This window comes from Psychrobacter sp. APC 3279 (assembly GCF_030407795.1).
Lineage (GTDB): Bacteria > Pseudomonadota > Gammaproteobacteria > Pseudomonadales > Moraxellaceae > Psychrobacter.
Genome location: NZ_JASDCR010000002.1, coordinates 129,828 through 149,011 on the forward strand (window position 1 = coordinate 129,828; position 19,184 = coordinate 149,011).

General features: G+C 41.0%; 15 protein-coding genes. 11 read left to right on the forward strand and 4 right to left on the reverse strand.

The window, feature by feature from the left end:
* The first annotated feature begins 133 nt into the window (after positions 1 to 133).
* The 8 genes from QL898_RS01480 to QL898_RS01515 all read left to right on the forward strand — a co-directional run bounded on the left by QL898_RS01480 (position 134) and on the right by QL898_RS01515 (position 8,981).
* Positions 134 to 1,372 (forward strand): capsular biosynthesis protein, encoded by a 1,239-nt coding sequence (locus QL898_RS01480; RefSeq protein ID WP_290175544.1) that lies wholly within the window; start codon positions 134 to 136, stop codon positions 1,370 to 1,372.
* 388 nt (positions 1,373 to 1,760) lie between these two features.
* Positions 1,761 to 3,560, forward strand: coding sequence for a translation elongation factor 4 (gene lepA / locus QL898_RS01485; protein ID WP_101204270.1), 1,800 nt, complete (start codon positions 1,761 to 1,763; stop codon positions 3,558 to 3,560).
* Positions 3,561 to 3,662: 102 nt separating this feature from the next.
* Positions 3,663 to 4,565 carry a signal peptidase I gene (gene lepB, locus QL898_RS01490; protein WP_290175545.1) on the forward strand — a complete coding sequence of 301 codons (903 nt, stop codon included), beginning with the start codon at positions 3,663 to 3,665 and terminating at the stop codon, positions 4,563 to 4,565.
* Between the two features lie 131 nt (positions 4,566 to 4,696).
* Positions 4,697 to 5,089: a DUF4845 domain-containing protein gene (locus QL898_RS01495; RefSeq protein WP_227511189.1), complete on the forward strand. Its 393-nt coding sequence runs from the start codon at positions 4,697 to 4,699 to the stop codon at positions 5,087 to 5,089.
* A gap of 102 nt (positions 5,090 to 5,191) precedes the next feature.
* Positions 5,192 to 5,989, forward strand: coding sequence for a ribonuclease III (gene rnc / locus QL898_RS01500; protein WP_201547921.1), 798 nt, complete (start codon positions 5,192 to 5,194; stop codon positions 5,987 to 5,989).
* A gap of 346 nt (positions 5,990 to 6,335) precedes the next feature.
* Positions 6,336 to 7,301, forward strand: coding sequence for a GTPase Era (gene era / locus QL898_RS01505; protein ID WP_290175582.1), 966 nt, complete (start codon positions 6,336 to 6,338; stop codon positions 7,299 to 7,301).
* A 63-nt stretch (positions 7,302 to 7,364) separates the two neighbouring features.
* The gene (locus QL898_RS01510) at positions 7,365 to 8,141 is read left to right on the forward strand and encodes a DNA repair protein RecO C-terminal domain-containing protein (RefSeq protein WP_201547923.1); all 777 of its coding nucleotides are present in this window, start codon (positions 7,365 to 7,367) and stop codon (positions 8,139 to 8,141) included.
* A 66-nt stretch (positions 8,142 to 8,207) separates the two neighbouring features.
* Positions 8,208 to 8,981: a pyridoxine 5'-phosphate synthase gene (locus QL898_RS01515; RefSeq protein ID WP_290175546.1), complete on the forward strand. Its 774-nt coding sequence runs from the start codon at positions 8,208 to 8,210 to the stop codon at positions 8,979 to 8,981.
* A gap of 20 nt (positions 8,982 to 9,001) precedes the next feature.
* Here the strand turns inward: QL898_RS01515 and QL898_RS01520 are convergent, their stop codons facing one another.
* A complete protein-coding gene (locus QL898_RS01520) occupies positions 9,002 to 9,730 on the reverse strand; it encodes a GspH/FimT family pseudopilin (RefSeq protein WP_201547925.1) in 729 nt (242 codons plus the stop codon).
* Between the two features lie 584 nt (positions 9,731 to 10,314).
* Here QL898_RS01520 and QL898_RS01525 point away from each other — a divergent pair.
* The 3 genes from QL898_RS01525 (at position 10,315) to mscL (ending at position 14,530) form a co-directional block, all read left to right on the forward strand.
* On the forward strand, positions 10,315 to 11,595 hold the full coding sequence (locus tag QL898_RS01525; protein ID WP_290175547.1) for an OmpA family protein: 1,281 nt from the start codon (positions 10,315 to 10,317) through the stop codon (positions 11,593 to 11,595).
* 349 nt (positions 11,596 to 11,944) lie between these two features.
* Positions 11,945 to 13,795, forward strand: a complete 1,851-nt coding sequence (gene typA / locus QL898_RS01530; protein ID WP_290175548.1) for a translational GTPase TypA — start codon at positions 11,945 to 11,947, stop codon at positions 13,793 to 13,795.
* Positions 13,796 to 14,074: 279 nt separating this feature from the next.
* Entirely contained in the window at positions 14,075 to 14,530 is a 456-nt protein-coding gene (gene mscL, locus QL898_RS01535) for a large conductance mechanosensitive channel protein MscL (protein ID WP_057758404.1), read from the forward strand.
* Between the two features lie 112 nt (positions 14,531 to 14,642).
* Here the strand turns inward: mscL and QL898_RS01540 are convergent, their stop codons facing one another.
* The 3 genes from QL898_RS01540 to QL898_RS01550 all read right to left on the reverse strand — a co-directional run bounded on the left by QL898_RS01540 (position 14,643) and on the right by QL898_RS01550 (position 18,905).
* Positions 14,643 to 15,083 (reverse strand): hypothetical protein, encoded by a 441-nt coding sequence (locus QL898_RS01540; RefSeq protein WP_290175549.1) that lies wholly within the window; start codon positions 15,081 to 15,083, stop codon positions 14,643 to 14,645.
* A 290-nt stretch (positions 15,084 to 15,373) separates the two neighbouring features.
* A complete protein-coding gene (gene mutM / locus QL898_RS01545) occupies positions 15,374 to 16,312 on the reverse strand; it encodes a bifunctional DNA-formamidopyrimidine glycosylase/DNA-(apurinic or apyrimidinic site) lyase (RefSeq protein ID WP_290175550.1) in 939 nt (312 codons plus the stop codon).
* Between the two features lie 55 nt (positions 16,313 to 16,367).
* Entirely contained in the window at positions 16,368 to 18,905 is a 2,538-nt protein-coding gene (locus QL898_RS01550; protein ID WP_290175551.1) for a bifunctional (p)ppGpp synthetase/guanosine-3',5'-bis(diphosphate) 3'-pyrophosphohydrolase, read from the reverse strand.
* Positions 18,906 to 19,184 lie beyond the last annotated feature (279 nt).

Genomic DNA, 19,184 nt, shown 5'->3' on the forward strand with positions numbered 1-19,184 from the left:
GCACCGTATAATTGCATTGCGACAAATAGGTGCTTTTTCGGTATAATCACTTTTACGCTATGTGTTTTCACACGGTTGCACGACCTTTCTCATTTTTATTTCTTATTTTCTCACTTAATGGTAGCCCTGTATTATGGCAGCTTCGATGTCTCACTTGCTTACTCATCGACATGTCTTGCTACTACAAGGAAAAATGGGTGGGTTTTTTAATCGATTTTCGTCATTCTTGCAAACTCAAGACATTAAAGTAAGCAAAATCAATTTTAATGCAGGCGATGCCTTTTTTTATCATCACGACAATACCTACGAATATACCAATACATTAGCGCAATTTTCTTCTTGGTTGCAGGTGTTCATTAAAGAAAATGCCATTGATGCGATCGTATGCTTTGGCGATTGTCGACCGCATCATACTCAAGCGGCGTGTATCAGTGAGAAGCTGGGTATTTCATTTTTTGTCTTTGAAGAAGGGTACTTGCGTCCTGATTACATTACCTTGCAAGAGCATGGGATTAATGGCTATTCACGTCTAAACACTGCTGAGATTAAAGCACTTAAAAAAGCCAATGATCAGCCTTTATACACTCATAATCGATTTTATCGCCTCAGTATCGCAGCCATCGTCTATTACATCATTGCTTGGCTTTATAAAAGCCGTTACCCACATTATTCACATTATCGTGGTATGACCGCTTGGCAAGAGGCCATCGCTTGGTTAAAGGCACCGTGGCGGAAGTTACGAGGATATTTGCCAGACAAACAGTTGCAAAACAGACTGACCAAACAAGAAAGTAACAATTATTTTTTGATCAGTTTGCAAGTACATAATGACTCACAGATTACCCATCATAGTGATTATCGTGATGTGGTACAGTTCATTGACGAGTCTATCGCAAGCTTTGCAAAATTTGCTAAGCAAAAACAGTTACTTGTGTTTAAGCATCATCCATTGGATCGTGGTCATAGAGACTATCGGGAGCTGGTAGCTAGCCTAGCTGAGCGCTATCAAGTGTCTCATCGTGTTTTCTATGGTTGTGATATGCACCTGCCAACTTTGGTGAAATATAGTATTGGCATGGTGACTATTAACAGTACGACAGGCTTGCAGTCGGTTTATCATAAGAAACCTACTAAGGTTATGGGTCGTGCAATTTACGATATTCCTAAGCTAACAGATCAAAAGCCGCTTGATGATTTTTGGCAGCAGCCTAAGGGCCCAGATAATGAATTTTATTTGAGATTTCGTGAGTACTTGATAGAGCAAACTCAAATAAATGGTGCTTTTTATGGCAAGTCGCCATGGATATATAAGTATCTGAGCGCGACAAAAGACACTGACGATTCGGCGTTCTCTGAGAGTAAGATGCCATAAAAAATAACAGGGATAAACGTGAAATATCGCAAAAGACACAGGCGCGATAAACAAATTAGCCAACAATCTATTGCCTTCTTTTTTTCTGTAGCGTTATCGGCTTGTAACCTCACTGGTAAATCCTCTGACAACAAATAAAATCGCCTTACTTTATAGTGGAAAACTGCTAGAATACGCTTTTATGTTTGCGCATAACGGTTGGCGTCTTCAGTGGTTGATTAAAGATAGTGATATCTGATGTCGGTCTGATAATGTTTGGATCTTTATGGCTAATTTATAGGCCGCCAGTTTTTAGATAGCGACTTTTTAGATAGCGACCGTGTGACATGCGCCTGACAGCATTTGCTCAAATCTTTTATTCTATCACCCTTAATTTAGTAGGCGCTTTGTGACTGCATTAGCCAATATTCGTAACTTTTCAATCATTGCCCACATTGATCATGGTAAGTCGACCCTTGCCGATCGTTTTATTCAGATGTGCGGTGCCTTGCAAGATCGCGAGATGCAGGCGCAGGTACTCGACTCAATGGATATTGAGCGTGAGCGCGGTATCACTATCAAAGCACAGTCAGTAACACTGTTTTATGATCATCCAAATGGTGAGCGCTATCAGCTTAACTTTATTGATACCCCGGGTCACGTCGACTTTTCATATGAAGTGTCGCGTTCATTAGCAGCTTGTGAAGGTGCGCTATTGGTTGTTGATGCCGCTCAAGGCGTAGAAGCGCAGTCAGTAGCCAATTGCTACACAGCCGTTGATCAAGGCTTAGAAGTCATGGCGGTGTTAAATAAGATTGATTTGCCACAAGTTGAGCCTGAACGCGTCATTCAAGAAATTGAAGATATTATCGGTATCGATGCCGTTGATGCACCGCGAGTATCAGCCAAATCTGGTCTTGGTGTTGATAAGCTGCTAGAAGCGCTGGTGGAGTTTATCCCGGCACCAACTGGTGACCGTGAAGCACCACTGCAAGCACTAATTATTGACTCTTGGTTCGATAATTATTTGGGCGTGGTCTCATTGGTACGGGTGCGTGAAGGTACTATACGTAAAGGTGACAAGTTATATATCAAATCGACTCAAGAGGCACATCTAGTTGGCTCGATTGGTGTCTTTACCCCTAAGCCTGTAGATACGGGTGTTTTAGAAGCAGGGGAAGTCGGCTTTGTTATTGCGGGTATTAAGGATATTGCCGGAGCGCCAGTAGGCGACACCATCACTCATGCTAAGACCCCTGATGTGGATCGTATCCCAGGCTTTAAACAAGTCACGCCACAAGTCTATTCTGGTATGTTCCCAGTAGATTCAAGTGATTTTGAAAAATTCCGTGAAGCCTTACAAAAACTGCAAATTAACGATGCGTCGCTGTTTTTTGAGCCAGATACGTCGGATGCGCTTGGCTTTGGTTTCCGCTGTGGCTTCTTGGGTATGCTGCACATGGAAATTATCCAAGAGCGTTTAGAGCGTGAATATGATTTAGATTTGATTACTACGGCGCCCTCAGTTATTTATGAAATTGAGAAAAAGAATGGTGATGTAATTTATGTAGATAATCCATCACATCTACCTGAGCCAAACAACATAGAAGAATTCCGTGAGCCAATTGCACGCTGTCAGATTTTAGTACCGCAAGAATTCTTAGGCAATGTGATGACGCTATGTATTGAGCGTCGCGGCGTTCAGGTTGATATGCGTTTTATGGGTCGCCAAGTACAGCTTATATTCGATATCCCAATGGGCGAAGTGGTCATGGATTTCTTTGATCGCCTAAAGTCGGTCTCACGTGGTTTTGCGTCACTAGACTATAACTTTGAGCGCTATCAAGCCGATAAGCTGGTGAGAGTTGATGTGCTAATCAATGGCGATAAAGTCGATGCCTTAGCGATGATCGTGCACGAAACCCAATCACGTTATCGTGGTAATGCCCTAGTTACTAAGATGAAAGAGTTGATTCCACGTCAAATGTTTGATGTCGCCATTCAAGCGGCTATCGGTAGCCAAATCATTGGTCGTAGTACGGTAAAAGCTATGCGTAAAGACGTATTAGCAAAATGCTATGGCGGCGATGTGTCACGTAAGAAAAAGCTATTGTCTAAGCAAAAAGCTGGTAAAAAACGTATGAAGCAAGTAGGTAATGTGGAAATCCCGCAAGAAGCCTTCTTAGCTGTGTTGCAAGTTGATAGTTAATCGCTAAACGTAACCTAAGATAGTCATTGTAGATAACAGTCAAATGTAGTGGGTCTTATCGTAAAGGTGTTAGATAAGCCACTCGTTAATAGGCAATTTGGTATGGATTTTGATTTTAATTTAATTTTAGTGCCGTTAACTATAGTCCTAGGAATTGTTTGGCTGTTAGATAAGCTAGCGCTCAAACAGCGCAAAACTCGTGGTCGAGGTCAAGAAGGCTTACTAGTTCGCTGGGCTTATGACTTTTTCCCTGTGTTAGCAGTGGTATTGATAGTACGCTCATTTTTAATTGAGCCATTTAATATTCCATCATCGTCTATGGTACCGACGCTATATACAGGTGATTTTATTGCTGTCAATAAGTATGCATATGGCGTGCGCTTGCCGTTAACCTATAATAAGGTGCTAGATACAGGTGAACCTGAGCATGGCGATGTGGCAGTGTTCCGCTATCCTGAGAACCCGAGCATTTATTATATTAAGCGTGTTATCGGTTTACCTGGCGATACGGTAAGTTATAGTAAAGGCACGCTGTCTATCAATGATGTACCTGTTGAGACTAAGTCTGTAGATTTCGCGGCAAATGCTGAATTGACTTCACAGCTATACTTACCAGGCCAGGTTGGTCCAGGTCAAGTGCTGACCGAAGAGAGTGCTTCTGCAATGGGCCAGCAAGAAGAAGACGCGGCACAATATTTTGAAGAAATACAAGGTGACAACAAGCATCTCGTGCGCTATTTGGACGGTATGAACAGTTCACAATACGCGCCATTTTTACAACAACAATCACCAGAGGTGGTTGAGTCGGAAGGTACAGAGTGGCGCATTGACGTACCAGAAGATCAGTATTTTGTGATGGGTGATAACCGAGATCGCAGTGCAGACGGTAGATTTTGGGGATTTGTTCCGGATGAAAACCTAGCAGGTAAGGCAGTTTATATCTGGATGCATAAACCACCTGGTCTAAACTTACCGACATTTGAACGTAATGGTACTATCAATTAAGATTATGAGATTGTCTAGAGGTTGATTGGTTGATAATAGTTTTATGCTAATATCGTTGATAAATAATTAATGGCTATTTATTATTTATACACTTATTCGAAATAGTCGTTTATCTTTAGAAGGATCTTATAATGCAGCAATTATCTGGTTTGGCTACGCAGCGCGGTGCCAGTGTGACAAACATTGTTCTCATTATTATGCTTTTGGGTATTGCGACTAAATTGACAGTAGCTATCGTACCAGCTCAAATTGGCGACTACCAATTGACCAAGGTATTAAGTGCACAGCTAAAAGAAGCCAATAGTAATAACGAAACAGCTAAGCAATTCGTTGAACGTGTCAACAAACAGTTATCTATCAATGCTGACTATGATACCAAGGCAGAAGATGTATTTACCTTTACCGATAAAAAAATAGGTCAATTGGCTATCTATAAAGAATATGCCGTAACTAATAACTTTTTTAGCAATGTCGACATCGTGAACCGTTTCGAAGGTAACATCGAGATGGCAACAGCAGAGTAAGTCGCAATAGTACGACATAGCACATTCATTATTTCATAAAATATATCAAATAATATTATTAAACTAAATCTGTCAAGCAGAAGGGATAACCACAAACCACGCATGAAACCAACTTCGCACCATTCCCAAGCGGTTCCTACTTCCCAAAAAAATAGTACGTCTGTTGACACGCTTGTTGTTAGCTCAGAATTTATTCAGCGGTTAGCAGTATTAACGCGTAAGTTAGGCTATGAGTTCAATGACTTGAGCCTACCTAAACTTGCGTTAACGCATCGCTCATTTGATAGCAAAAAAAACTATGAGCGCTTAGAGTTTTTAGGTGATGCACTGTTAGGGATGATTGTGGGTGAAGCTTTATATCATCGTTATCCTAGTCAAAACGAAGGGCGCTTAACGCGTATGCGTGCGACATTGGTGCGCCAAGAGTCATTGGTAATTATCGCCCAAAACTTAGAGCTATCTAACCATCTTATATTAGGAGTAGGTGAGCGCAAAGGTGGCGGTCGCAATCGTGCTTCCATACTGGCGGATGCGGTAGAATCTCTGATTGGTGCTATCTATTTAGACAGTAAAGATATGGATATTACTCGTAAATGTGTTCTCTCTTGGTATGGTGATTTGATTGATAATGTCAACGACCAAAAAGCGCTAAAGGACGCCAAGAGTCGGTTACAAGAGTGGCTACAATCTAAACAGTTTGACTTGCCTAATTACGAGCTCATGGAAACGCGTGGTAATGCACCGCATCAAATTTTCGTTGTACGTTGCCATGTCAATATCAATAACTGTCCTGATATTACTGAATCTGGTGAGAGCCGCCGTATCGCTGAACAGAAAGCAGCAGAGCTTATGATTAATCAATTACATAAATTGCCAGGATCTGCGAAAAAGCGTGTATAGCCGATGTCTATTAATGCATTTTTAGATGCAGAATATTAGCTTAGATTGGTTTATAGCTTGCAAAACATACATTAAAACTACCTCACATATTATTTATTTTAAAACTTTAAATGTTTCTAGCCCGTTTTCAATGGTGACTGAATAAATTTAGCATCAACGACTGTTCAGCTAGTCACAAACCCTATAGGATTAACTTATGAGCAATCACACTGATTTGCCATCAAACAATGAAGATAGCACCCAAAATTTGAGTGAGAATACAGATATTGAGTCAAGCCAAAACAATATCAAAGTTACCGAAGAGATTTATGCTGCTGATGCAGAAGATATTGCATTAGACAATGATATGGCTATTGAAGAGTTTTTTGCACCGAGTGGCAATGCTCGTATGGCTTATGATTTTAGAGCAGGTTATGTGGCCATTGTTGGACGTCCAAATGTGGGTAAATCAACTTTAATGAACCACTTATTGGGTCAAAAGCTGTCTATCACCTCACGTAAACCGCAAACTACCCGTCATCGTATTCATGGCATTTTGTCAAACCATGAAATGCAAGCAGTGTTTGTTGATACACCAGGTATTCACCGCAACGAAGTACGTGCTATTAACGAACGTATGAATAAAGCGGCGGTATCGGCGCTAGTAGATGTAGATTTAGTACTGTTTGTTGTTGACTCAGATCAATGGCGTGACGATGATTTATTGACCTTGCAAAAGCTCGGTGAGACCAATCTAACAGTCGTATTGGTTATTAATAAGGCAGATACTCTAAAAGATAAAGGCAGCGTGCTACCACTTATCGAAACTTTCAATGATAGTTTCGATTTTGCTGATATCGTTCCCGTATCTGCACTAAAAAATCAAAACTTAGATCGTTTGCAAGAAGTGATTGCTTCGCATTTACCAGTCGCTGCGCCTATTTATGATACAGAGCAAATCACTGATCGCTCTGAGCGATTTTTAGCCAGTGAAATCATTCGCGAAAAAATCATGCGTAGTGCGGGTGATGAAGTGCCATATGATTTGACCGTACAGATTGATGAGTTTAAAGACGAACCTGCCCATACTGATCCAAAAACAGGGCGTCCACGCAAAGCTTGTACTTTCATTGATGCAACTATCTATGTTGAGCGTGGTGGTCAAAAAGCCATTGTTATCGGTGATAAGGGCCAGCGTATCAAGCAAGTTGGTATGGATGCTCGTAAAGATATGGAGCAGTTGTTCGGCAAAAAAATCATGTTAACTTTGTGGGTCAAAGTGAAACGTGGTTGGTCTGATGACGAGCGTGCGTTGACCAGTTTGGGCTATTGATAGCGGTTAAGAACGAACGCTTCAAAAGTACTATCTGCCTTTTAGCTATTTAGGTAATAAAAAATGCGTAATGAAGCGCTCGTCGGGTATTTATTGCATCAGCGTCCTTATCAAGAAAAACGCGCTTTGTATTATCTTTTTTCTCAACAACACGGTGTGATACATGGTGTTGGGAAAAAAGGCGCGCCGCTATTTATGCCATTACAGCTTTTTGCTACAGGCAAACGTGACCTAAAAACCTTTAGTCAAATTAATATTGCTTCGCAAGATAATACTCAAGCTGACAGTGTTCAAAAAGACAGTACACCTGCTGTCTTAGAAGCCGTACCTTACGCTAATATCGGCGGCCAACATCAGTATGCCGCACTATATATAAACGAGATTCTGTGGCGGCTGTTACCTACTGAAGATCCAATGCCAGTACTATGGCAGCATTATCAAATTAGTTTACAACAACTCAAGCAGCCCTTAAGTAATAGCGAGCTTCGCCTTTGTTTACGTCAGTTTGAGCAGTATCTATTTACCGAATTAGGATTTACTTTAACGTTAACGCATGACAACGTTGAAGATCCCATCGAGTATGATTGTACTTACCGCTTTTTACCGGATATAGGTTTGCTCCCTGTATTAGTACATAATGAAAAGTCTGAGCATTTAGCCAGTGAGTCTGGACAGACTGTTTTTAAGGGTGCGGATATTATAGAAATGGCACGTTTAGGTATTACTGAGCAAACATTGAGCCATTGGTCAAAACTACATCGACATCTTATTGATCATTTGCTTGATTATCAGCCGCTACAAAGTCGTCTGTTATGGCAGCAACAGCAGCGTTATCAATAACTGCATTCTCAAATATCATCGTAGTATCAACTATATAAGTTAGGCTTAATTGTCCAAAGGATTTTTATGAGTATCTCTGTATCTACCTCATCTGAAAACAATACAAAAAAACCTTTGCTAGGCGTGAATATTGATCATGTGGCAACACTTCGTCAAGCGCGCGGTGTGAGTTATCCAAGTCCTCTAGCTGCTGCATTACTGTGCGAAAAGGCAGGGGCAGATGGTATCACTATACATTTACGTGAAGATCGTCGTCATATACAAGATGCTGATGTTTATGAAATGGCAGGGCAGTTGTCGACGAGAATGAATCTAGAGATGGCCGCAACTGATGAGATGCTTGCAATTGCCTGCAAAGTTAAACCTTTTTGGGTATGTCTAGTACCTGAAAAGCGTGCAGAGCTAACGACAGAAGGTGGTCTTGATGTTGCAGGGCAAGTCATATCTCTAAAAGAGTATGTTCATAAACTGCAAGCCTCTAATATTAAGGTTTCTTTGTTTATTGATCCTGATGACAAGCAGATTGCAGCCGCGATAGAGTGTGGTGCAGACGCGGTAGAGTTGCATACGGGTGCTTATGCCGAAGCAGGATTAGCAAATGATACTGACGCACAGTTGGCTGAACTTAAAAGAATTGAACAAGCAGTAGCTACAGCACAGAGCCTAGACGATAAATTGCTTATTAACGCGGGTCATGGTCTAACGTGTGACAATGTGAATGCTATTGCAAAGATTGATGGTATCTATGAGTTAAATATTGGTCACGCACTTATTGCAGATGCGGTCTTCGTAGGACTAGAAAGCGCTGTGACAATGATGAAAGAAGCCATGTATAAATAGTTTTTCATATATGGCATCTATTACCCATTACATTTCGTAGGGTGGTCTACGTTAAGTTTATGTTTGACGATACCGGATTGGTTAAAAGAGATTTGGTACATTGACTTATTATAAGAAGAGGTAGGACAGTATTTTATATGACCGAAATGTCCGCGTGGTCTGCCGCTATCGCCCCAGAACTTAGTATAGTGACGCCTACCGCCAACTCTTAACTTCACTGTACTATATCTTAGGTTTAAAGATTGCTGCGCTAATAACGTGTCTACTTGAGAATCAAAATGCTTGTTGTCGTTTTTATCTACGAATAGCAGAAGCGTTTTATCACTGTTCCTATGGCATTGCTGTGCATCATTCGATAAACAAACTAAGACATCCTGCCGGCTTATATAACTTTCGGCCTTTGCTAAGGATAAGGTATTCTCTAACTGATGCTTAACACGTTGGGCTTCCATTCGTGCTAAGTGCGTTAAGATGCTTGGCACTGCAATAGCTGCGATAATTCCCAATACCATTGTCGTCACAGTTAGCTCAACGAGAGTAAAGCCATTTGATTGCTTAGCATTTAAAGCATTATTGTTTTGAAGGGATGGATTCCTATAATCGATTAACTTAAATAGTTTATTGAGTAACCCAGATGCAATAGCTAAAAACTTATCAATTCCATATCCGTCTTTTCTGCAAATAGGTAAACAAAGGGTAAAAATGGCTATTCTCTTATAATGGGCCAGTACCTTATGAAGTAAGTTCATAATGCGCTACATCCTATAGCTGTTTGTCATTTAAGTAGAAAACAACGTCTCACACATCCTTGTGTTGACTGTCTTTTAAGCAAACCAATTGTCCAAATTCTTTAAACTTTCTCTTACTCCACTGTATATAAAACAGATGTAATTGCTAATTACTTGATTTTCAGAAGAATATTGGTTTTTTACAATATATATGTAATATATAGCGACTGTCAAAAAATGTTTCAATTAGTGAAAGATCGACATTAGCAATAGAGAAAAAATTCTAATTGTAATAAAATGCTTCAAGAAAATAGCTATCAATAGACTATTCATCTATCGCAAACTGATGTGTAAAAGATAAGAAGCGTAAGGTGTGTTAGTTCTGGGTAACTTAGACTGTTTATTGTGTTTTAGTTACAACATTATCGTGTAATAATGTGTAGCTCGTTAACGAAAAAAGTTGTAAACTGAATTAATAATCGCTAAGCTACTCCTTAATTGGTTTTGCTTTGTAACTTAAAATGCGTAAGAGATGTCTATCTTAGTACGTCTTGAGAATCGGTTTTGCTTAATGCATCACTAAAATTATCCTTTGGAGGAAGTCCATGAAATTGAATAAAATAGCTCTAGCCCTTGTTGCTGTAGCGGCTGCACCGATGGCAGCTAATGCTGGTGTTACTATTAGCCCGTTGCTTCTTGGTTATCACATGGTTGATGAAGAGTTCGGCGATACAGCTGACAAACAGCGCGAAGTTCTTACCACTGGTCAGAACCTGCAGAATAATACAGATCGTCTAGGCAACGATAATGGTGGCGTAGCCAAAGAAAGCAGCCTATACACTGGTGCTGCACTAGGTATCGAACTTACTCCTTCTACTCAGTTCCAAGTAGAGTATGGCGTATCTGATGCAAACGGCGAAGCTTCTGAAGCCTCAGCGGAATCTGGTGCTAACCGTTTTGATATCGAACAGACTATGATTTCTGGTAACTTCTTGATCGGTACTGAAGAATTTACTGGTTACACTGATAGCGCACTTAAGCCATATGTGTTAATTGGTGCTGGTCAATCTAAGATCAAAGTAGAGAACCAAGAGGAATACACTAAAGTTGGTGAGACTACTCCTACTGCTGCTGGTACTGAAGTATCAAACTCTAAAGATACTATCGGTAACCTAGGTCTAGGTGCTATGTATCGCATCAATGACGCGCTAAGTCTACGTGGTGAAGCTCGTGCGATTCATAACTTTGACAACAACTGGTGGGAAGGCATGGCTTTGGCCGGTCTAGAAGTAGTACTAGGTGGCCATTTAGCACCTACAGTAGCAGTACCACCTATGCAAGAGCCAGTAGTTGACAACACTCCAGTAGTTGTTGTTGAAGCTGATCTTGATTCTGACGGTGATGGCGTACCTGATAGCATCGATGCATGCCCAGGCACTCCAATGAACGTTGTAGTTGATGAGCGCGGTTGCCCAGTACCAGTAGACATTACTGACGAACTGAAAATGGAACTACGTGTATTCTTTGATAACGACAAGTCAGCTATCAAAAACCAGTACAAGCCAGAAATCGCTAAAGTAGCAGAGAAGATGCGTGAGTATCCTAACTCTACCGCTCGTGTAGAAGGTCATGCTTCTAAGACTGGTCCTTCAGCACGTTATAACCAACGTCTATCTGAAGCTCGTGCCGTTGCTGTTAAATCTATGCTAACTAACGAATTCGGTATCGCTCCAAACCGTCTATCAACTGTAGGCTATGGTTACAACAACCCAATCGCTTCAAACGACACTGAAGAAGGTCGTGCTATGAACCGTCGTGTTTATGCCATCATCACTGGTGACAAAACAATGACTGTTGAACAAACTAAAGATATGGTTGTTCAGTAAGTAGTAGCAAAATAACCGTATAGTTAAATATACAGTTACAAAAAAAGTCACCCAATGGGTGGCTTTTTTTTATTTATGTATTGAGAAAAGTGAGTTATTACATAAATTTATGAATCAATAATGTTATACTAGCCACCCAAACATTCTGTAAATTAACAGTATGTACATTAGCATAGCAATCTGTATGATGAATTCGTCAGTATAGATATTTGATTGTATTGAACTTTTTTATTTGATAGCATTCTTTTTTGCATCATCTTAGATTCAATATCTATCTGATTGATGATGAAAGTTTATTCAGCAGCGCTTACTGCTACTGCATTTTTTTAAGACGAAACGAGCATTTTATATGGCGAACGATATCAAACACCTGCGTAACATTGCAATTATTGCCCACGTTGACCACGGTAAGACAACTTTGGTTGATAAGTTATTACATCAGTCTGGTACTTTTGGCGACCGTGCAAACATTGCTGAGCGTGCAATGGACTCAGGTGATATTGAGCAAGAACGTGGTATTACCATTTTGGCTAAAAACACAGCTATCCGCTGGACAGATAAAACTTCAGAAACTGAATACCGTATCAACATTGTAGATACCCCAGGTCACGCCGATTTCGGTGGTGAAGTTGAGCGTGTAATGTCTATGGTTGACTGCGTACTTTTAGTTGTTGACGCTGTTGATGGCCCAATGCCTCAGACTCGTTTTGTGACGCAAAAAGCATTCGAACAAGGTCTAAAGCCGATCGTTGTTATCAACAAAATTGACCGTCCTGGCTCACGTCCTGATTGGGTAATGGATCAAATCTTTGATTTGTTTGATAACCTAGGTGCAAACGATGAGCAGCTTGATTTCCCAGTTGTTTATGCTTCAGCATTGAACGGTATTGCAGGTCTAGAAGCAGACGATTTAGCTGACGACATGACGCCATTGTTCAAAACTATCGTTGACGTTGTTCAGCCACCACAGGTTGATGCTGACGCTCCGTTCCGTATGCAAATCTCAAGCCTTGACTACAACAGCTTTGTTGGTGTTATCGGTATTGGCCGTATTCAGCGTGGTAAAGTTAAACTTAACACGCCAGTGACTGTTATTGATAAGCATGGTAAGACGCGTAACGGCCGTATCCTAAAAATCATGGGTTACCATGGTCTTGACCGTATTGACGTTGAAGATGCGCAAGCCGGTGATATTGTTTGTATCACAGGTATTGATGCGCTAAACATCTCTGATACTATTTGTGATCCTAACAACGTTGAAGCATTACCAGCACTAACGGTAGATCAACCTACAGTATCCATGAACTTCCAAGTAAATAATTCACCATTTGCTGGTCGTGAAGGTAAGTTTGTGACTTCACGTAACATTCGTGAGCGTCTTGAGCGTGAGTTGATTCATAACGTAGCATTGCGTGTAGAAGACACTGAATCTCCTGATAAATTTAAAGTATCAGGCCGTGGTGAGCTTCATTTATCAGTACTTATCGAAAACATGCGCCGTGAAGGTTTTGAGCTAGGTGTTTCTGGTCCAGAAGTTATCGTTAAAGAAGTTGATGGTAAGCTACAAGAGCCGTATGAAAACGTTGTCTTCGATATCGAAGAAGAGCATCAAGGTTCTATCATGGAGCAAGTTGGTCTACGTAAAGGCGAGATGACTAACATGGAGCTGGACGGTAAAGGCCGTATGCGTATTGAGGCAACCATGCCAGCGCGCGGCTTGATCGGTTTCCGTTCTGAGTTCCTAACCCTGACTTCAGGTAGTGGTATCATGACCTCGAGCTTCTCACATTACGGTCCACAGAAGATCGGTGATGTTGGTGGTCGTTCTAACGGCGTATTGGTTTCTATGGCAAATGGTACTTGCCTAGGTTTTGCTCTGTTTAACCTACAGAAACGCGGTAAGTTATTTGCTGAGCCACAGCTTGAAGTTTATGAAGGTATGATTGTTGGTCTTAACTCTCGTAACGATGATATGACTGTTAACCCAACGACTGCTAAACAGCTAACCAACGTACGTGCTAGTGGTACTGACGAAGCATTGACGTTGACGCCAGCAGTGAAATTCACTCTTGAGCAAGCGCTTGAATTTATTCAAGACGATGAGCTAGTCGAAGTAACGCCAAAAGCGGTACGTATTCGTAAGCGCTACTTGACTGAAAGTGAGCGTAAGCGTCACGGCCGTGGTAAGAAAGGTGCTTAATATCAATAAATGAGTTACTGAGTAATTCATGATATTGATGTTTGGCGCGAACACTTAGCATCAGTAGTTTTTACTGGCACTGAGTGGTTAAAAATGAGCAGTATAAGGTGAGCTATTAGTGGTTCACTTTATACTGCTTTTTTTTGTGTTGCAATCTTGGAAAAATACAGACAGAATGAATGGTGGTATTAATGTATTCAATTATTAACATGAAAGCTAGATGTGATACTAAATATATAAATATCTATTGTCTTATAGATAAACTTTGAGGAAAAAACAATGAGTATGGTTTCAGAGTTCAAAGAGTTTGCTGTCAAAGGTAATGTGATGGATTTGGCAGTCGGTGTCATCATCGGCGGGGCTTTTGCTACCATCACAAAATCTTTGGTAGATGATATTATTATGCCTATTGTCGCTTTTATCTTTGGCGGCGAGATTAATTTTGAGAACATGTTCTTAGTTTTAGGCGATGCACCTGATGGTATTGCTATGACTTATGATGCGCTCAAAGAGGCAGGTGTACCTGTATTGGCTTATGGTAGTTTTATTACCGTACTTATTAACTTTCTAATCTTAGCTTTCATCATCTTTATGATGGTTAGAGGTGTCAATAAAATGCGCCGTGCTGAAGAGGTAGAGGAGGTTATAGAAGAAGCAGTAGAAGAGCCATCAGAGGAAGTGAAGTTGCTACGTGAAATCAGTGCCAAATTAAGTAATACTAGTATTACTAAATAAATTATCGACTTTTCGACAATAAAAAAGGCTAACTCCTCGTTAGCCTTTTTGCTATGAAATAGTCACAGTCATTTTTTGTGAACTATTTGATGTGCCTACTAAAAGCAAATTGTTACGGAGTGACCACTACATAGTCATTGGTATTAATTAAAATTTCTGATGGTTGATCGACAACGATACGTACTACGTTATTATCAATAACTTGAGATTTGTAATAGTTGTCTTCTGCAACTGTACAGCCTAAACAGCGTCCCATCGCATCCCAAGGTTCAACGAACAGTTTCTGCTGTGCTTGATCTGCGTTACGACCAATAAGTGAGAAAGGTAGGCTTACGATGTAAGCTGCCGTACCAGCTACAGCATTCACGAGTTGCAGTGGTTTACCAACAATTGTATCGACTACCATCGTTTCGTACGAAGGCCCGAAATCAGTTTCATCAATTTCTATAGCTGCAAAAGTAGGCTGAATAGTCGCAGCTACCAATCCTAGAGTTGCCAATACAGTAAAAAATCTCTGCTTAACTGTGTGTTGGGTTTTTGCTTTAACAGTCATAACGATATCCTGAAACTCATAGTAGTATGATTAATGGCTGCTGCTATCTTCACACAAGAATCTTGCGGCAACAATAGTTAGGCTAAATATTACAGAAAAATAAAGGGTGCGCACTATTTATGTAAGCGCTAGCACTATTAAAGCAAGATGCGCGCTAATAAGCAACAAAAATGAGAGCAATCTAGTAATAGCTTTGGCGATATTTAATACTTCTAAAAACGGTTACTTTTTTCAGATGCTAGCTTTATTCAATCTAAATATAGTGCCCACAAATAGATATCAGTTATGAACTATTTTAACGGCTGACAATTTGGACAATACACACTGGCTCTACCAGTAAGTTTGATGTTCTCTAGCGTCGTGCTGCAATGTAGACAGCTTTCTCCTTGTCTACCATACACATTTAGGGTTTGCTGGAAGTAACCAGTTTGACCACTGGCTACTGTGAAATCTCGTAGTGTTGAACCGCCCAGTTTTATCGCTTTCTTCAAAATTTCTTTAATATGATTCACTAAAATGACAATTTGTTCGTGCGAAATTTGATTGGCTGGTGTAGCGGGGTGGATGCCGGACAAGTACAGACTTTCAGTCGCATAGATATTGCCAACACCAACTACGACTTCTTGTTCCATGATGACAGATTTAATCGCTCGGGAGATGGGTTTTAGTCGCTTATTCGTTTTAGCATTATCTGAAGATGCCCCATTGCTATCTTTGCTAGATAAGTTTATACGCTGGATTAAACTGTACAAATAGTCTGCGGTAAAATCTTTTGAAAGCGGCTCAGGACCTAGATGATCTAGTAGTTTATTGCCGTAATCTTCATGCCATAGTACTGAACCAAAACGTCTAGGATCATAGTAATGTAGCTGAGACTTATTATTAGCATCATTAAAGATGACAACCAGATGGTCATGTTTACGCTTATCAGTACCGTAGCTGTGCTGTTGTAAGCTACCTGACATTCCTAAGTGAATGAGAAGCTGACGCGGTTCAATTTTGCTAGCTGACATTGCAGCGTTATTCTGTACAGCTACTGGCAGAAAATTAAGAATCAGATACTTTGCTCGGCGCTCAACACTATCTAATGTGTAATTAACCAGCTCGTCTAAGTTATCTGGCATCATCCATCGCAGCTTTGGTTGAAATACTTTAACATCAACGACCTGTTGCCCCAATAATGGAGCAAGACTGGCTTTAGTGGTTTCTACTTCAGGTAATTCAGGCATAGTATTTTTTGACAACTCTATTGTGGAATAAACAACGACTGACTTAAGGTTTTATTTACACGACTGCACGGCGCGCGTGCAAAATACCATGTTGCTGCTCTAATTTTGCGAGCAACTTAGACAAATGGGCTAATCCTGAGACTTCAATATGGAACTTTAAAAAAGCAATATTGTCGTCATTACTTAACGTTTGAACTTGGCGAATATTGACGTTTTCTTTATCAATTATCTGAGTCAAATCACGTAGCAAACCGCGTCTGTCATATGCTTCGACATGAATATCAACAGGCTGATAACGCCCCGTCTGTACTTGCCAAGCGGCTTCTATCTTGCGCTCAGGGTCACGCTCGACCAGACGTAAGTACTCTGGGCAGCCTCGGTTATGCACGCTAACGCCACGCGATAAAGTGATGTAACCAGCAATCGGTTCGCCATGCACAGGATGACAACAACCTGCCAAATTGATTTCGATATTATCCAAACCATCGATATGGATTTTATACGCATCGAGCTTACCTGTATCTCGGTTATCTACATGCGGTACAAAGCTCTCTGGTGGGATCTCAGGCTCTAGATGCAGCTGACGCGAAATATGACTGGTGAGCTGATTAAGCCCAATATCACCTGTAACAAGACCCACAATGATATCATCGGTCGTATTAACGTGAAAATGCTGAATATAATCATTTAAATCAATACTGTTAGGATGTACAGATAGACGCTCAAGCTCTTTGCTGAGCATCTGGCGACCTATCTCTATATTCTTGTCACGGTCTTGCTTATTGAACCACTGACGCAGTTTTGAGCGCGCGCGGTTGGTATGAATATAACCTAAGGATGCTACTAACCAGTCACGGTTTGGCTCGCGTGAGGATTTAGTAATAATCTCAACCTGCTCACCTGTTTTGAGCTGGTAGGTTAGTGGCACGTAGCGTTGATTGACTCGAGCGGCTTGAGCACTGTTGCCAACTTGAGTATGCACATAGTAGGCAAAATCAAGTACAGTTGCGCCTTTTGGTAGCTCAGTAATATCACCATCACGGCTAAAGATATAAATACGTTCTAGCTCATCAAAATCAACGAGTTGCTCTTCTTCATCGAACTCTGTGTCATCTATCTCTTCGCCTGTGAGAGTGGATGAGCGCGTTTGACTACGCGTTTCATTATTAATAGACAACAGCTGACGTAGTGAGCTGATTCTTTGATTTAAGTAGTTGTCCTTTTTGTTCTTCAGACCTTCTTTATAATTGACATGCGCGCACATGCCAAGCTCGGCCTCAAAGTGCATCTCATGAGTACGAATCTGGACTTCGAGTGATTTATTTTCCGCAATTACAGCAGTATGTAGCGAGCGATAACCATTGGACTTAGGGTTAGTAATATAGTCATCAAACTGCTCAGGAATATAACGCCATAAGCCATGTACTAGCCCTAAAACATGATAACAGTCAGAAGGGCTATTGACCAAGACGCGCAAGGCCCGAATGTCATAAAGCTGATCGAACGATAAGCCTTTAAGCTTCATCTTTCGATAAATAGAGTAGATATGTTTGACGCGCCCAGATACTTCGCCTTCAATACTGGCATCTGCTAATGATTCATTTAATTTGTCTTGTACGCGCTGAATATAGGACTCACGTTCGCTACGTTTTTCTGACAGTAGCTTAGCAATTTCTTTATAGCGGTCAGGTGCTAAATAACGGAAAGCTAAATCTTCGAGTTCCCATTTTAGCTGTGCAATACCTAGGCGATGCGCTAATGGTGCATAAATAGTCATGACCTCACGTGCGACACGAGTTTGACGCTCTGGCCTAGAAAATGTCAATTCACGCATGGCAAAGGTACGCTCTGCCAATTTGATGAGTACCACGCGCACGTCGTTAGTAACAGAGATGAGCATACTATAAATATTTGATAGCTGATCACGTTGATTGTTGACGAAATGGTCTTCTAAGCGCTTGTTGCTCTCAATAATCTCCGACAGCTTACCCATTGCAAGGGTGTCTTTAACAAGCGTAAAAATATCTGGACCAAAGTTTTTTTCAACTTCAGCGAGACTAATGATTGATTTGCGCGCACTGCGATACAGCATGGCTGCGACTAGCGCATCTTCATCTTGATAAAGATAGGTCAGAATATCGGTCATACCAATACCTGTGACATAAGCGCCTGAACGCTCAGATTCACTGGTATTCATATGACTGCGAATAAACTCGCAAGCTGCACTTAGGTTGGGTACTGACTCTTGTCCAATACGCTTGGCCACATTATCTAACCAAGTCGGTACGTCGATATTGGCCTGGTCTAAGCCGACCGCCTCAAGCTCTTTGTTTGATAGCGCATTGGTATCATCCAAATACTCGTCTTCAGTATGAGGGTCATGCAGATGATAAGTGTGTGCAGCGGAGCGATCAAAAGTAGTATGTAGCTTGTGGGTTGCCAACTGGTATTTGATGTCGAGGGGAATTTGGGCATAGCTATTGGCTGACTGGTGAGAGCGTTGGCTCGCCACCAGTTGCGCCGCAAGTGTTGCACTATCGGCCTGCGTGGTCTGTCCATCCACCAGCGGTAATCCTTCACGAATTTTTACCATAGCCGACTCCTCTTAGCTATTTTGAATTGATTATAACCTCATCTACTATGCACACACTCTGAATTAACGATCCATAAAGTGTCAGCTATAAACCAATACAACTGCTAAAAATGTTATTTTTAGCAGCTATAAAATGCGCGTAAAATATATAAAGCTATGAGTGCAAATGCTTGCTATGTAGCGATTGGAAACATCACCAAAAACATAGGAAGATTGTTTACTATTATCTCATTTTAAAGTGACAAATCAAGCGAGCCTCTGTACGGCTGTGGTCAATTA

Bases quoted from the DNA above. Each gene is read 5' to 3' on its own strand.
- era (WP_290175582.1), top strand. From the start codon at position 6,336: ATGGCTATTGAAGAGTTTTTTGCACCGAGTGGCAATGCTCGTATGGCT.
- QL898_RS01480 (WP_290175544.1), top strand. From the start codon at position 134: ATGGCAGCTTCGATGTCTCACTTGCTTACTCATCGACATGTCTTGCTA.
- rnc (WP_201547921.1), top strand. From the start codon at position 5,192: ATGAAACCAACTTCGCACCATTCCCAAGCGGTTCCTACTTCCCAAAAA.
- QL898_RS01550 (WP_290175551.1), bottom strand. From the start codon at position 18,905: ATGGTAAAAATTCGTGAAGGATTACCGCTGGTGGATGGACAGACCACG.
- QL898_RS01525 (WP_290175547.1), top strand. From the start codon at position 10,315: ATGAAATTGAATAAAATAGCTCTAGCCCTTGTTGCTGTAGCGGCTGCA.
- mscL (WP_057758404.1), top strand. From the start codon at position 14,075: ATGAGTATGGTTTCAGAGTTCAAAGAGTTTGCTGTCAAAGGTAATGTG.
- lepB (WP_290175545.1), top strand. From the start codon at position 3,663: ATGGATTTTGATTTTAATTTAATTTTAGTGCCGTTAACTATAGTCCTA.
- mutM (WP_290175550.1), bottom strand. From the start codon at position 16,312: ATGCCTGAATTACCTGAAGTAGAAACCACTAAAGCCAGTCTTGCTCCA.
- typA (WP_290175548.1), top strand. From the start codon at position 11,945: ATGGCGAACGATATCAAACACCTGCGTAACATTGCAATTATTGCCCAC.
- QL898_RS01510 (WP_201547923.1), top strand. From the start codon at position 7,365: ATGCGTAATGAAGCGCTCGTCGGGTATTTATTGCATCAGCGTCCTTAT.
- QL898_RS01520 (WP_201547925.1), bottom strand. From the start codon at position 9,730: ATGAACTTACTTCATAAGGTACTGGCCCATTATAAGAGAATAGCCATT.
- QL898_RS01495 (WP_227511189.1), top strand. From the start codon at position 4,697: ATGCAGCAATTATCTGGTTTGGCTACGCAGCGCGGTGCCAGTGTGACA.
- QL898_RS01515 (WP_290175546.1), top strand. From the start codon at position 8,208: ATGAGTATCTCTGTATCTACCTCATCTGAAAACAATACAAAAAAACCT.
- QL898_RS01540 (WP_290175549.1), bottom strand. From the start codon at position 15,083: ATGACTGTTAAAGCAAAAACCCAACACACAGTTAAGCAGAGATTTTTT.